Raw genomic sequence first — 13984 nt, forward strand, 5'->3', positions numbered from 1 at the left:
TCGTGAAACCGGTTACAAACCAAAAAAACAACGACGCGGTTTTCGCGACTCGTCGCTGCACGGTGGCAAGGCCGGGCGGCTGGCCAGGCGAGGGCGGAAATGGTCGGGGCACAAAAAAAGGGAGGATGCCGTGAAGTTTTCGCATGAATTTCAGACCATGACCGCACACCGGTCGCGCGCACGCCGGCTCGCCGCGGCGCTTGCATGGAGCAGCGCGGGCGCCGCGCTCGCCGTTGCCGTCGCGACGCCGGCGCACGCGCAGGTGTCGAACGCCTCGCTGCGCGGCACGGTGAAGGCCGAAGGTGGCGTGACTCAGGTCACCGCGATCAATGTCGATACCGGGCTGACGCGCAGCGTCGCGGTGGGCGCGAACGGCAGCTATAACATAGCCTCGCTCCCGGTCGGCACCTATCGCCTCGAACTGACGACGCCGAACGGTGTTCGCCGCACCGACGAGTTTACGCTCTCGGTCGGACAGAGCGCGGTGCTCGATTTCGATTTCTCGCAGCCCGATATCGCGTCGGCCGAGGGCGATGCGATCATCGTCACCGGTACGCGCATTCGTTCACTCGAGGGCGGCGAGGTCGGTTCGAACATCACGCAGCGCCAGATCGAGGTGCTGCCGCAAAATAACCGCAACTTCCTTGCCTTCGCAGACCTCGCGCCGGGCGTCCAGTTCGTGACCGGCGGCAACGGGCAATCGCGCCTTCAGGGCGGCGCGCAGGACAGCCGCAGCGTCAACATTTTCATCGATGGCGTCGGGCAAAAGGACTATGTCCTCAAGAACGGGGTCACCGGGCAGGATTCGACGCAAGGCAACCCGTTCCCGCAGCTCGCGGTCGGCGAATACCGGGTCCTTTCGTCCAACTACAAGGCCGAATTCGACCAGGTAAGCTCCGTGGCGATCACGGCGGTGACCAAATCGGGCACCAACGAATTCCACGGCGAAGCCTTCATCGACTATACCGATCAGAGCCTGCGTGACGCGCGGCCGAACGAGCTCACGACGTCCAAGGTCAAGACCAAGGATTTCCAGTTCGGCGGTGCGCTCGGCGGTCCGATCATCAAGGATATGCTACACTTCTTTGTGACCTATGAAGGCAAAAGGCAGGAAAATCCGGTGGATGTCCGGCCGGGCCTCAACCTGCCGGTCAGCTATTTCCCGTCGGAATATCAGGGGGTGTTCGGGCCGACCAACGCGACCTTCAATGAGGATCTGTATTTCGGCAAACTCAGTTTCCAGCCTTCGAACAGCGACCTGATCGAGGTGTCGGGCAAATATCGCAAGGAAAGCGGCGAGTTTCTGTCGAGCGGCATCAACGCGCGCAGCACGATCAGTTCGCAGGATGTCGAGGAACTGCGCGTGACCGGCCGGTGGGAACATACGGCGGACAATTGGATCAATGATTTCAAGCTGACCTATGAAGACGTCAAATGGGCGCCCACGCCGGTCGAATTCGGCAACGCGTTCCTCTTTGCCTATGCGGGTCCGTCGCCGACCAACCCGCAACCGGGCGTGGTCGTGCGCGGAGACATTCTGCGCACCGGCGGCGGCGGCAATTATCAGGACAAGGGCCAGAAGGGCTGGGGCGTCCAGAACGACTTCACCTGGACCGGTTTCGAAGGCCACACGATCAAGGTTGGCGCAAAGGCCAAATGGGTCGAACTCAACACACTCCAGCTCGGCAATTTCAACCCGCTTTATACCTATAATCCCGCTTTCAATCCAGGCGGCGGCAGCTTCAACGACGAGGTTCCGTATCGCGTCCAGTTCGGTGCGCAGACCGGCAACGGGAGCCCGATTGTCAATTCGAAGAATTTCCAGTTCGGTATCTATGTCCAAGACGACTGGGAGGTCACGGACCGGCTGACGCTCAACCTTGGCGTGCGCTGGGACTATGAGCGGACGCCGGCCTTCCTCGACTTCGTCCACCCCGCCGACGCGGTCAATGCGGTGTCGCCGGCCAATTATCCGAACCTGATCAACGCCGATTATGACATCAACGACTTCATCTCGACGGGATCGGAACGCAAGGCGTTCACCGGGGCATGGCAACCGCGCATCGGTTTCAGCTACGAACTCGACGACGAGGCACGCTATGTCCTGTTCGGTGGTTTCGGCCGCTCGTACGACCGCAACCAGTTCGACTTCCTGCAACAGGAGATCAGCGTCGGTTCCTACACGACCCGGACATTCAACTTCATCACGGGTGACCCGAACAACACATGCGTTCCCGGACCGACCTGCGTTCCTTGGGATCCGGTCTATTTGACCGAAGCCGGCCGCGCTCAGCTGTTGGCGCAGGCCGGGCCGGGCGGCGGACGCGAACTGCGTTTCATCGACAATGACCTGAAGGTGCCCTATTCGGACCAGTTCAGCTTGGGCTTCCGTGCGCGCGTGACTCCGCTGTTCGAAGCCGAAGTCGGTTACAGCCACATCGAGAGCAAGGATGGTTTCGCCTATCTCTTGGGCAATCGCCGGCCCGACGGCACCTTCTTCCCGCCCGCGCCGGCGGTACCGGGATCGCCCTTCGGTTTCGCCCCGCCGGGCTTCGGTTCGATCATCATCGGAACGAACGGCCTCGAAACGAGTGCGGATTCGGGCTATCTGAAGCTCGTAAAGAACTACACGGCGGCTTCGCCGTGGAGCTTCTCGGCGACCTATACTTATACCGAGGCCGAGGAGAACCGGAACTTTGGCGAGACGTTCAGCCTCGATTTTCCGTCGCTCGACGATTATCCGATTACGCGGTCGAGCGGGGTCCGCAAGCATCGCCTCGTCGCGACTGGGTCGGTCGATCTGCCGATCGGGGTTACGCTGTCGGGCAAGTTCCAGATTGCGTCGCCGCCATATCTCAAGCGGTTCATCGATGTCGGCGGCGCCAATCCGTCGCGTGAGGTGATCTCGAACGAGGCCGACGGCAACGGCGATCGCTGGGGTTTCCGCCAGATGGACATCGCGATCACCAAATATATCCCGTTCAAGTTCATCAGCGAGGAATCGCGCCTGAGACTCCGCGTCGACATTCTCAACCTGTTCAACGACCGCAATTATGTCGATTACAACAATGACCCGACATCGCCCAATTATCTGAGCATTTCGGGCAATGGCGTTGGCGGCAACCCGCCGCGTACGCTAAAGTTTTCGGCTGGCTTCTCTTTCTGACCGGCTGACCGGGCGCCCGGCCTGCACCCCCCTCCCGTGGGCCGGGCGCCTCAATTTTTGGAGTATTTCATGTCGTTCCGCAGCGGGGTCCTTGTCCTGCCCCTGATCGCGCTGGCCACCGCCTGCGCTCCGAGCCCGGCGCCCTCCGCCGCCACCCCCGCGGCGACGCTGCCTCCGCTCACCGAGGCGTCATTTTCGGAGGAGCTGACCGAGCGCACTTTCCGCTATTTCTGGGAAACGACCGACACCGAAAAATGCCTTGCGCCCGATCGCTGGCCGAGCAACCCCTTCTCCTCGATTGCCGCCACCGGCTTCGCACTGACTGCTTATGGCATCGGCGCCGAACGCGGTTACGTCACGCGCGCCGAAGCCGCGCAACGCACGCGCGATTGCCTGCGCTTCTACTGGACCGCGCCTCAGGGACCCGCCGCGACCGGGATGGCGGGTCACAAGGGCTTCTTCTATCATTTCCTGAACAATGAAGACGGAACGCGGCGCGGCAAGACCGAGCTTTCGACCGTCGATACGTCGCTGCTGCTCGGCGGCGTGCTCTTCGCGCAGAGCTATTACGACCGCGACACGCCCGTCGAGGCGGAGATTCGCGACCTCGCCGAAAAAATCTATGGCCGCGTCGACTGGACCTTCGTCCAGCGCGAAAACAGCCGGATTCCATCAGCCAATGGCGGCGGGCAAAAGGCGATCGCGATGGGCTGGTATCCCGAACGGGGCGAAGGCGGCGATTTCGGGACCCACGACTGGGTCGGCTATAATGAGGGGATGCTCGTTTATATCCTCGCATTGGGTTCGCCGACGCACCCCGTCGGCAAGGATGCGTGGGACAAAGGCTGGGCGGCCGATCTCGAAAAGGATTGGGGCATCTATTACGGGCAGGAGCATCTGCAGTTCGAACCGCTGTTCGGACACCAGTACAGCCATGTCTGGGTCGACTTCCGCGGCATCCGCGACGAATTCATGCGCGGCAAGGGCATCGATTATTTCGAGAACAGCCGCCGCGCGACGCTGGCGCAGCGCGCCTATGGCGCCGACAATCCGAACGAATGGCTGGGCTATAGCGCCGACATCTGGGGCTGGACCGCCTCAGACGGGCCCGGCTATTCGAAAGGCAAATATAGCGTCAACGGCACGCCGCGCGATTTCAACGGCTATATGGCGCGCGGCGTCAGCGCGATCCGCGTCGTCGACGACGGCACCATCGTCCCGACCGCGGCCGGCGGCTCGGTCGCCTTTGCACCCGAAGCGGCGATCCCCGCGCTGATGGCGATGCGCACGCAATACGGCCCCCGGCTCTACACGCGCTATGGTTTCAAGGACGCGTTCAACCCCGGCTTCATCTTCACCGATTCCGGATCGAAATCGGGCGCGGTCGACCCCGTCCACGGCTGGGTCGCGAACGATTATCTTGGTATCGACCAGGGCCCGATCCTCGCGATGATGGAGAACCATCGCAGCGGACTGGTGTGGAAGGTGATGCGCAAGAATCCGCATATCGTTCGCGGATTGAAACGTATCGGTTTCACCGGCGGCTGGCTGGACGAGCCGAAATAGCGACGCTCAGCGCGGCGTCAGCGTCCATTCGACGACGTCGCTGACCACCCTGTCGGCGAAGCGGGCAGAGGCGGTCACGCGGTTGACGCCGGGCGCGAGCCGCACGTCCCCGATCTCGCAGATGCTCGCGGCGCAGGCGATTTCGCCCAGCGGCTTGTCGCCCAGCATCACCATGACCTTCGGTGCGTTGCTATAGACGCGGATACGCGTCGTCGCTTCGGTGCGCTGTTTCCAGCGCCGGCTGTTGATATGGACGACGGGTTCGGTCGACCATTCGGCCTTGTAGTAGAAAAAGGCGTCCTTCTTCACCTTGCGGTCGAATGTGACGAGGCCCTTGTCATTGATGTCGGTCGCGTCGCCTTCCTGCCGGATTTTGGAAGAGAAATCGAACATGTTCCAGATCCAGCTCGCCCAGAGATAGGGGCGGTCGCGAAGCTGCGACCAGCTTTGCTCGTGATACCAGCTCTGGAATTCCTCGGGGTGCATGCGGCTGGCATGGGCAATCTTGTGCGCCCCTCCATCCTCGACATGCTGGCTGAGCGCGCCGCCCGCGCCATATTCGCTGATCGAGATCGGGATATCGGGATAGCGCGCGTGCATCCGGTCGAGATGCGGACCAAGGTCGGCGACGTCGCCGTAATACCAGCCAAAATAGCGGTTGTAGCCCATCAGGTCGGCAAGCCCCGTCAGCACCGGCTGGCGGGGCCGCTCGCCGGACGGAGCGGCGCCCTCGTGCGTCGCCTCGCAGCAATCGGCAATCACCGTCGGGCGCGTCGGATCCTCGGCCTTCGACAGCGCGTCGAGGTCGCGCAGCAGCGGGCGGGCGTCGGCGCTCGGCGGGGCACGGCCGGTCGCCATGTCGAGGTCGACCTCATTGCCGATGCCCCAAGTGACGACCGAGGGATGGTTGTAATTCTGTCGGATCAGTTCGACCATCTGCGCCTTCGCATTGGCGACCAGTTCGGGCGATCCGGTCGAGCCTTCGTTCGACGGGCGGTTGACGAAGGGAATTTCGGCCCACACGATCATGCCGTAACGGTCGGCGAGTTCGAACCATTCGGGCGCATGCTGATAATGGGCGAAGCGCACGGTGTTCGCGCCCATTTCGGCGATCAGCGCCATGTCGCGTTCATGGTCTTCGGCGGTGAGCGTCCAACCCTTGCCGAGATAGTCCTGATGCCGCGAAACACCATGCAGCGGCAGATGCTTGCCGTTGAGGAAAAAGCCCTTGTTCGGATCGATAAGGAATTCGCGAAAGCCCACGGGCACCGTGACACTGTCGATTGCGGCGCCCGCATCGACGATCCTCGCCTCTAGCCGATAGAGATAGGGGTCGGCGCGCCCGTTCCAGCGGCGCGGAGCGGGGACGTCGAGCGTCAATCGCGCCTCATGCTGCCGCGCATCGAGCGGCGTCGTCGCTTCGGCGACGGGGCGCCCCTGGGCATCGCGCAAGGTGGCTATGAGGCTCAGTCCGGCCGCGGCGCCGGCGAGCTTTGCGCGCACCGCCAGCGTCGCGCGTCCGTCGGCCGCGAAGCGGGGGGTCGCGTAGACGCCGGGCCCGCCATGATCGTCGAGCGCGATATGGCTGGGTGCGACATGGAGCAGGCGGACGCCGCGATAGATGCCGCCGTGAATGAAGAAATCACCGTCGAGCGGGATGACATGCTGCGTGCTGCTGCCGGGCTCGGGCTTGCTGTTGTCGGCGCGCAGCAGGATGAGGTTCGAACCAGCCGGATCGAGATATCCGGTGAGATCGAAGCGGAAGCGCGAGAAGGCGCCGGCGTGGCTGCCGGCCTTGCGTCCGTTGACCCACAGGTCGGCGATATTGCCGACGCCGTCGAACTCGATCACATGGCGGCGGCCTGCGGGCAAAGTCGCGCCGTCGAGCCGCAGCCGATACCAGCCGATGCCCTGCCTGTTGTCGGTCGCTTCGGTTCGGCCGACGCGATATTCGCCGAGACGATTCCATGTGTGGGGCAGGACGACCGGCGCCCAACCGCCATCGGGCAGCGCAGCCGCCGTCTCGGGCGTCAGTTTTTCATCGAAGCGAAACTGCCAGCCCGCGCCGAGATCGGCGATCATGCGCGGCGATGGAGGCGGCGCCGGCACCGAGGTGGGCGGCGTCGCCGAGCAGCCGGTGAGCGACGCCGCGATCAGCAACGCCAGCCACCGCGCCATCTTCAGCAAGCCTCGCCAATGCACAGATCGGCCACCACCGGATAATGATCCGACGGCAGCTTCCCGCCGGTCTGGTCGGTCAGCGTCGCATGGCGCAGCACCGCCACATCGTCGCTGACGAAGATATGGTCGATCGGGCTGGCGTCCATCCGCGCGATGTCGAATCCGGTGAAGGTGCCGAGCGGGCCATAGTGCGGCGTGCGGCTGATCGTGCGGCTGTCGCGCAGCGCGCCCTCGCCGGGCTCGACGATCGCGGCATAGGGATTGCTCGTCGCTGCGCTGTTGAAGTCGCCCATCAATATGGCGCTTTCGTCAGGCTTGCGCTCGCCGTCGATCCAGCGGCGGATCTGTCGGGCGCTTTCCTGCCGCGCGACCTCGCCGATATGGTCGAAATGGGTGTTCACGACGAGCAAATTGCGCTTCGCCGCCCGGTCGTGCAGCCGCGCCCAGGTGGCGATCCGCGGCAGCGCGGCGTCCCAGCCCTTGCTCGGCACATCGGGCGTCGGCGACAGCCAGAAAGTGCCCGATCCGACCAACGCGAAGCGGTCGCGGCGGAACCCCAGCATCGAATATTCGCCCTTCGTCTTGCCGTCGTCGCGCGCGACGCCGACGAACTGATAGGCGGGCAGATCGGCCTCGACGGCCTGCTTCTGGTGCTGCAACACCTCCTGCATCCCGACAAGGTCAGGCGCCTGATAGGCGACGAGTGCGATCAGCGCCGCGCGGCGGTGCGGCCAGGCGTTGCCGCCATCCGACGCGATATCGAGCCGGATATTATAGGTCATCGCTTCATAATGATCGGCGCGCTCTTTCGCCGCGGCGGGCAGTGCAAGCAGCGCCGCCGCGAGGATCAGGGCTTTGCGGGTCATCCGAGATTTCCTCCGTTGGCGGCGATCACGCTACTATAGAAACGCGCGCTGCGCTTCGGTGTGCGGACCTGCGTTTCATAATCGACATGGACGATACCGAAGCGCTTCGAAAAGCCCAAGGACCATTCGAGATTGTCGAGCAGCGACCAGGCCATATAGCCGCGCACGTCGACCCCCTGCCGGATCGCGTCGCCGATCGCCGAGATATGCGTGCGGAGATAATCGCAGCGCAGCGGATCGTCGATGCCGTCGGGCCCGGCCTGCGGCGGGTCATAGAATGCGGCACCATTTTCGGTGATATAGACGGGAATGTCGCCATAGGTGTCGCGGAACCAGATCAGCATGTCGGTGAGCGCGGGCGGATAGACCTCCCAGTCGGTGGTCGTGTGCGTCGCGACCTGCCGCACCGGCGACGCGCCGACCGGCCATTGGTTCGGGTCGGCCCTGACGACGTTGCGGGTGTAATAGTTGATACCGATGAAATCGACCGGCTGGCAGATGTCTTTCAAATCCTCCGCGGGCCATTGCGGCCAAGCTTCGCCGAACACGTCGGCGAGTTCGTCGGGGTAGCTGCCCTTCAGCGCCGGATCGAGATACTGCCGGTTCATATAGGCGTGTGCGCGCGCCGTTGCGGCCAGATCCTCGGCGCTGTCGCTCGCGGGATATTTGGGCTCGATGTTGACGACGAGCCCGATCTCGTGCGCGCCCTCGCTGCGATAGGCCTGCACCGCGCGGCCGTGCGCGCGCATCAGATTGTGGCTTGCGATCGGTGTCTCGAACAGATTGCGGTGGCCGGGGGCAAGCGCCCCGTGGAGATAGCCGCCATCGGTTATCACCCACGGCTCGTTCAGCGTCACCCATTTCTTCACGCGCCCGTCGAGGCGGCGGTACATCACCGACCCATATTCGGCGAACCAGTCGGCGCTGTCGCGGTTGAGCCAGCCGCCCTTGTCGTCGAGCGCTGCGGGCAAGTCCCAGTGATGCAGCGTCAGCAACGGCTCGATGTCGTTCTTGAGCAGTTCGTCGACCAGCCGCTCGTAGAAGTCGAGGCCGGACTCGTTCACGCGCCCGATGCCTTCGGGCAGCACGCGGCCCCAGTTGACGCTGAAGCGATAGGCCTTGAGCCCGAGTTCCTTCATCAGCGCGACGTCGGCGGGCATACGGTTATAATGGTCGCATGCCACGTCGCCGGTGTCGCCTTTCGCCGCCATCAGCCGCGGGTCGTGGCTGAAGCGCTGCCAGATGCTGGCGCCCGCGCCGTCGGCGAGCGGCGACCCCTCGATCTGATAGGCAGCGGTCGCCGCGCCCCACAGGAAATCGTCGGGGAAAATCGTCTTCGTCATTTTCTTTCCTTGGTCTTCTTGTTTGCCGCCGCGTCGGGCGGAGTGGGGAGGCGGTGAGAGAGCAGCCAGAGGTAAAGCGCGGGATCGTCATAGGCCGGGTCCCAGCTGTTGTGGCCGAGGTCGGGATAGATGGTCAGCCGCGAAACCCGGCCGCCGCAGGCGCGGATCGCGCGCGCCATCGCGAAGCTTCCTTCGGGTACGACGACATCGTCGCGGTCGCCGTGAAAGGCCCAGACCGGCGTGTCCTTGAGCGCGCAGGCGGTCGTGGGATCGCCGCGCCCTGCGACCGGCGCGACCGCCGCGAAGCGGTGCGGTTCGGCCGTGGCCCAGCGCCAGCTCGCATGGCCGCCGCGGCTGAGCCCGGTCAGATAGACGCGCGTAGGGTCGATGCGCAGCGTCTTGGTCACATGATCGAGCAGCTGGTCGAGCTTCGCGACGTCCCAGTCCTGATCGGCGCCGAGCAGCGGCGAGACGGTGACGAAGGGAAAGTCGGGGGTGCGGTCGGCGATCTTCGGCGGGCCGTGCACCTTGACCTTCGCGACGTCGTCGCCGCGCTCGCCCGAACCGTGAAGGAAGATCAGCAGCGGCCAGTTCGCCTTGGAATCGGCAGTGTAGCCGCGCGGCAGGAACAGCTGGTAGGGGTAATTGCCCGCCTCGATCGCAGGTTGTGGGCTTTGGCCGTCGCTTTGGGCGAAGGCTGGCGGGGAGAAAGCCAACGCGATGGCCGCAAGCGGAGCAAAGGCGAACGAGTTTTTAGGCAGCTTCAACGATTTGCTCCTGATAAATTTCATCCCTTCACGCTCCCGGTCAGAAGCCCGCTTAGATAATAGCGTTGGAGCGCGAGGAAGAGGATGAGGACGGGAAGGGTGGTGACGACCGCGCCGGCCATCATGATCTCGTAATCCTGCACATTCTGACGGCTGTTGGCGGCGAGCGCGACGGGCAGCGTGTAGAGGTCCTGATCGGCGAGAATGATCAGCGGCCACATGAAATCGTTCCAGCTCGATAGGAACACATAAAGCGTGAGCGTGACGATGATCGGAGTCAGGATCGGCAGTACTATCCGGCGCAATATCTGCCCCTCGCTCGCACCGTCGATCCGCGCCGCCTCGAGCATCTCGTCGGGGATCGACAGGCAATATTGGCGGACGAGGAAGATGCCAAAAATCCCCGCGAGCCACGGCACCAGCGCGCCGGCATAGCTGTTGACGAGCCCCATCGCCTTGAGTTCGAGGAACAGCGGCAGCATTCCGATCTGCCCCGGCACGACAAGTGCCGCGACGAGCAGGCGGAAGGTCGCGTCGCGGCCTTTGAAGCGTAGCTTGGCGAAGGCATAGCCAGCCGGAATCGTGAACAGCAGCGCGAGCCCCGTCGCGAGCGTCGAAATGAGGATGCTGTTGAAGAGGAAGCGGCCGACGCCGAAGCTGCCGAAGAGCAGACGGTAATTTTCGAGTGTCGGGCTAGCGGGCCACAGCGGCGGCGGGAATTGCGCCGCCTCGCCGCGCGCCATCAAGCTGACCGAGACCATCCAGATGAGCGGCGCGATCGTGACCAGCGCGACGAGCGCGGCGAGCAAGGTGATGGACCAGCGGCGCAGGCTCATATCGCGCCGCTCCGCTTCGCCAGACGCAATTGCACCAGCGTCACCGCGAGGATGCAGAGGAAGAGAAGGAACGCGACCGCGGCGCCAGACCCGAGGTTCCACCATTTGAACCCCTCCTCGTACATGAAATAGAGGATGGTGACGGTCGACTGGGCGGGGCCGCCCTGCGTCATCACATAGGGCTCCGCGAACAGCTGGAACATGCCCGCGACGGTGAGCACCGACACGAGCAGCACCGTCGGCGCGATCGCGGGCAGCGTGACGTGGCGCAGCCGCATGAACCACCCCGCGCCATCGATCCGCGCCGCCTCGTCGAGCTCGCGCGGCACCGTCTGCAGCGCGGCGAGGAAGATGATCATATTATAGCCGAAGGTCTTCCACCCCGCGAAGATCAGGATCGCGGGCAGCGATGCGGTCGGACTTCCCAGCCAGTCGATCGGCGGCACTCCGAAAAAGGAGAGGAGATAGTTGAGCAGCCCGTAGCGCGTGTGGAGCAGGTAACGCCACACCACTGCAGTGGCGACGAGCGTCGTCACATAGGGGGCGAAGAGCGCGACGCGCCACACGGGGCGCCATGCGAGCCAGCGCGAATTGACCAGCATCGCAGCGAACAGCGAGAGCGCGACGATGAAGGGCGTGCCGATCGCGACGAATAGCAATGTGTTCGTCATCGCCTTCCAGAACAGCGGATTTTCGAGCAGGCGCTCATAATTCTGGAAGCCGACGAAGCGCAGATTTCCGATGTCGGCGAGCGCGTAAATGTCGAAATCGGTGAAGCTCAAAAACAGCGATGCGATCGCGGGCAGCACGAAGAAGAGCAGGATTGCCGCGAGCGCCGGCGACGACATCGCCCAACCCGCGCGCGTCTCGCTAGCCCGGCCCACCGCACTCACAGCGTCCGTCCCTTCTCGAGCATCCAGCGCCGCTTTTCGAGCAGGCGGTCGGCGCGCGCGTCGATCTCCTTCGCGGCCTCGTCGACGCTATATTGGCCGCGCACCATGCGTTCGGCGACAATCTGCATCTCGGTGACGATCCGCTCCCATTCGGGCACCTTGGGCAGCGCGGTCGCGTGCTCGAGCTGGGCGCGAAAGGGGGCGACCGCGGGGTCGCGCATCAACCCCGCCGCGCTCCACGCCGAGCGCCGCGCGGGAAGGTCGCCCGTCGCCTCGTGGAGCGCGAGCTGCGCGCCCGAGGTCGTGAGGCGCGCGACCAGATCCCACGCGGCCTTGCCATGCTCGCTCCCGGCGAAGACGACGAGGCTCGACCCGCCCGGCGCCGCCGATCCGTTGCCGCCCGGACCGGGGTTCGCCGCGGTGCCCCAATCGTCCTGCCGTTCGGGGCCGAGGCGGGTCTTCATGTCGCCGATCGTCCAGGGCCCCGACAGGAAGACGCTGAAGTAACCGCGCCCGAACTCGGTCCAGACATTCGAAATCTGCGCCATCGATAACCGCGGCGCGAGCCTATCGTCGAACAGTGATTTGTAGAAAGCGAGCGCCGCCTTGAACTCGGGCTCCGAAAAGGCGCCGCGTCCGCCCTCGTCGCGCAGCATCCGCGCCCCCGCCGACAGCGCGAGCGTCGTCAGCTGCTCATATTCGTTGAGCGGGTAGAGCAGCGCATAATTGCCGTCGCCAGCGACTTGCTTCACTTTGTGCAGCGCCGCCTTCCACTCGGTCCACTCGGGCGGCGGCGCGGCATAGCCCGCGCGCGCGAACAGGTCCTTGCGATAGAATTGCAGCCGCGTGTCGACATACCAGGGAACGCCCCACGTCTTGCCTGCGATGCGATTGGTGTCGACCACCGCGCCGAACTGGTCGCTAAGCAACCGCTTCGCATAGGCGGGAACCGGTTGGATCGCACCGATTGCGGCCAATTCGGCGATCCAGCTATTGCCGACCTGCCCGACGCTGGGCAGCGAGCCGCCCGCAAAGCCCGTCAGCAACTTCTCGTGTGCCGCGGTCCATGGCAGTGGCTGGACCGCGATCGGCGGCGCGCCCGCCGGCCAGTCGATTCCCTTGATCAGCGCGGGCAGGCTCGCCGCCTCATTTCCCATCGCCCAGATTGTCAACATATCGCTCGTGCGCGCGCCGCAGCCGCCGAGCAGCGGGGCGAGGGGCAGCGCGGCGAGCGCGCCGGTCATATGGCGGCGCGTCAGCTGCATCGGCAAAGGCGCGCCACGGGGTTCACGATGGCGAGGCTCCCGTTGCGGTACTTGCTCGCCGGGCGTCGGGCGAGCTCGCGGTGGTGCCGCGTGCGATGAGGTTCGGGTTCAGGATCGTCGCGCTCGCCGCGCCCAGCGCGTCGCCGCGCAGCAGGCGAAGCAGTAGCATCATGCCTGTCGACCCCAGCCGGTCGATATTGACCTGCATCGTTGTCAGGCCGGGACTCAGGTGGCGCGCGAGCGGAATGTCGTCGAAGCCCGCTACCATCACGTCGCCGGGCACCGACACGCCCGCGCGCGCCAGTTCGGCGATCAGCCCGACCGCCATCTGGTCGTTCGCGGCGAACACCGCATCGGCGGGGAGCTGTCCCTCGACGAGCAGCCGGGCCGCCTTCTCGCCGCTTTCCTCCGAAAAATCGCCGGGCAGAATCACCGGACTGCGTTCCTTCGCGATCTTCGCCATCGCGTCGACGAAGCCGCGCTGGCGGTCGCGCGCGTCGCGGTTGTGCTTGGGCCCCGCGATATGAACCACCTGCCGCGCTCCCTGCGCCAGCAGCGCCTCGGTCATCGCATAGGCGCCGCGATAATTGTCGACCGCCACGAAGGGCAGGTCGAGCGAACCCGCATCATAATTGAGCAGCACCGTGGGCAGCGCCGGATCGAGATAGTCCGCCAGCAATTCGGGCTTCAGGTCGGGCGGCATGACGAGCAGCCCGTCGACGCGGCCGCGCATCGCGGCGATCGCCGCCGCCGTCTCGTGCGTGCTGCCGTGCATATTGCCGAGCAGCAGGTGCATCCCCGATTCATGCGCGACCAGGTCGATGCCGCGGATGATTTCGGAGAAGAATTCGCCGAACAGGTCGGGCAGGATTACCCCGACGGTATCGGTCTTGCGCCGCGTCAGGCTGCGTGCCCCGCTGTGGGGCACGAAGTTCAGCTTCTTGACCGCCGCCATCACCGCGGCGCGCGTCGGTGCGGTGACATTGCCGAGCCCGTTGATCGCGCGCGATGCCGTCGCCACCGAAACCCCCGCCTCGCGGGCCACGTCCCTCAATGTCGCCATGCCGCTGGCCCCCTTTCCCTCATATGGCGGCGGGCCGC

At 64.7% G+C, this 13984-nt stretch carries 10 protein-coding genes; 2 read left to right on the top strand and 8 right to left on the bottom strand.

The annotated features are described in order from the left end of the window. Nucleotides 1-130 precede the first annotated feature (130 nt). Together E5675_RS06905 and E5675_RS06910 are read left to right on the top strand one after the other, a co-directional pair. Nucleotides 131-3166: a TonB-dependent receptor gene (locus E5675_RS06905; RefSeq protein ID WP_247594814.1), complete on the top strand. Its 3036-nt coding sequence runs from the start codon at nt 131-133 to the stop codon at nt 3164-3166. A 69-nt stretch (nt 3167-3235) separates the two neighbouring features. Beyond that, complete coding sequence (locus tag E5675_RS06910; RefSeq protein WP_136173867.1) at nt 3236-4732, top strand: glucoamylase family protein; 1497 nt, start codon at nt 3236-3238, stop codon at nt 4730-4732. Between the two features lie 6 nt (nt 4733-4738). On the opposite strand, the gene E5675_RS06915 is transcribed toward E5675_RS06910, so the two are convergent. Genes E5675_RS06915 through E5675_RS06950 form a run of 8 tightly spaced genes read right to left on the bottom strand, consistent with a single transcriptional unit; the run spans nt 4739 to nt 13946 of the window. Then, nucleotides 4739-6910, bottom strand: a complete 2172-nt coding sequence (locus E5675_RS06915; protein ID WP_136173868.1) for a glycoside hydrolase family 2 TIM barrel-domain containing protein — start codon at nt 6908-6910, stop codon at nt 4739-4741. Between the two features lie 2 nt (nt 6911-6912). Further along, a complete protein-coding gene (locus E5675_RS06920) occupies nt 6913-7779 on the bottom strand; it encodes an endonuclease/exonuclease/phosphatase family protein (RefSeq protein WP_136173869.1) in 867 nt (288 codons plus the stop codon). Next, entirely contained in the window at nt 7776-9122 is a 1347-nt protein-coding gene (locus tag E5675_RS06925; RefSeq protein ID WP_136173870.1) for a GH1 family beta-glucosidase, read from the bottom strand. The genes E5675_RS06920 and E5675_RS06925 overlap by 4 nt, the downstream gene beginning before the upstream one ends. Next, nucleotides 9119-9889 (bottom strand): alpha/beta hydrolase-fold protein, encoded by a 771-nt coding sequence (locus E5675_RS06930; protein ID WP_210727621.1) that lies wholly within the window; start codon nt 9887-9889, stop codon nt 9119-9121. The genes E5675_RS06925 and E5675_RS06930 overlap by 4 nt, the downstream gene beginning before the upstream one ends. A 20-nt stretch (nt 9890-9909) precedes the next feature. Beyond that, nucleotides 9910-10725: a carbohydrate ABC transporter permease gene (locus tag E5675_RS06935; RefSeq protein ID WP_136173872.1), complete on the bottom strand. Its 816-nt coding sequence runs from the start codon at nt 10723-10725 to the stop codon at nt 9910-9912. After that, the gene (locus tag E5675_RS06940; RefSeq protein WP_247594815.1) at nt 10722-11618 is read right to left on the bottom strand and encodes a sugar ABC transporter permease; all 897 of its coding nucleotides are present in this window, start codon (nt 11616-11618) and stop codon (nt 10722-10724) included. Before E5675_RS06940 ends, E5675_RS06935 begins: the two co-directional genes overlap by 4 nt. Beyond that, a complete protein-coding gene (locus tag E5675_RS06945) occupies nt 11615-12883 on the bottom strand; it encodes an extracellular solute-binding protein (protein ID WP_136173873.1) in 1269 nt (422 codons plus the stop codon). Before E5675_RS06945 ends, E5675_RS06940 begins: the two co-directional genes overlap by 4 nt. A 22-nt stretch (nt 12884-12905) precedes the next feature. Then, complete coding sequence (locus E5675_RS06950) at nt 12906-13946, bottom strand: LacI family DNA-binding transcriptional regulator (RefSeq protein ID WP_136173874.1); 1041 nt, start codon at nt 13944-13946, stop codon at nt 12906-12908. Nucleotides 13947-13984 lie beyond the last annotated feature (38 nt).

The organism is Sphingopyxis sp. PAMC25046, assembly GCF_004795895.1.
Taxonomy (GTDB): Bacteria; Pseudomonadota; Alphaproteobacteria; order Sphingomonadales; family Sphingomonadaceae; genus Sphingopyxis.

Coding starts and splice junctions, on each gene's coding strand:
- E5675_RS06910 (WP_136173867.1), top strand. CDS start 3,236: ATGTCGTTCCGCAGCGGGGTCCTTGTCCTGCCCCTGATCGCGCTGGCC.
- E5675_RS06920 (WP_136173869.1), bottom strand. CDS start 7,779: ATGACCCGCAAAGCCCTGATCCTCGCGGCGGCGCTGCTTGCACTGCCC.
- E5675_RS06925 (WP_136173870.1), bottom strand. CDS start 9,122: ATGACGAAGACGATTTTCCCCGACGATTTCCTGTGGGGCGCGGCGACC.
- E5675_RS06935 (WP_136173872.1), bottom strand. CDS start 10,725: ATGAGCCTGCGCCGCTGGTCCATCACCTTGCTCGCCGCGCTCGTCGCG.
- E5675_RS06915 (WP_136173868.1), bottom strand. CDS start 6,910: ATGGCGCGGTGGCTGGCGTTGCTGATCGCGGCGTCGCTCACCGGCTGC.
- E5675_RS06945 (WP_136173873.1), bottom strand. CDS start 12,883: ATGCAGCTGACGCGCCGCCATATGACCGGCGCGCTCGCCGCGCTGCCC.
- E5675_RS06950 (WP_136173874.1), bottom strand. CDS start 13,946: ATGGCGACATTGAGGGACGTGGCCCGCGAGGCGGGGGTTTCGGTGGCG.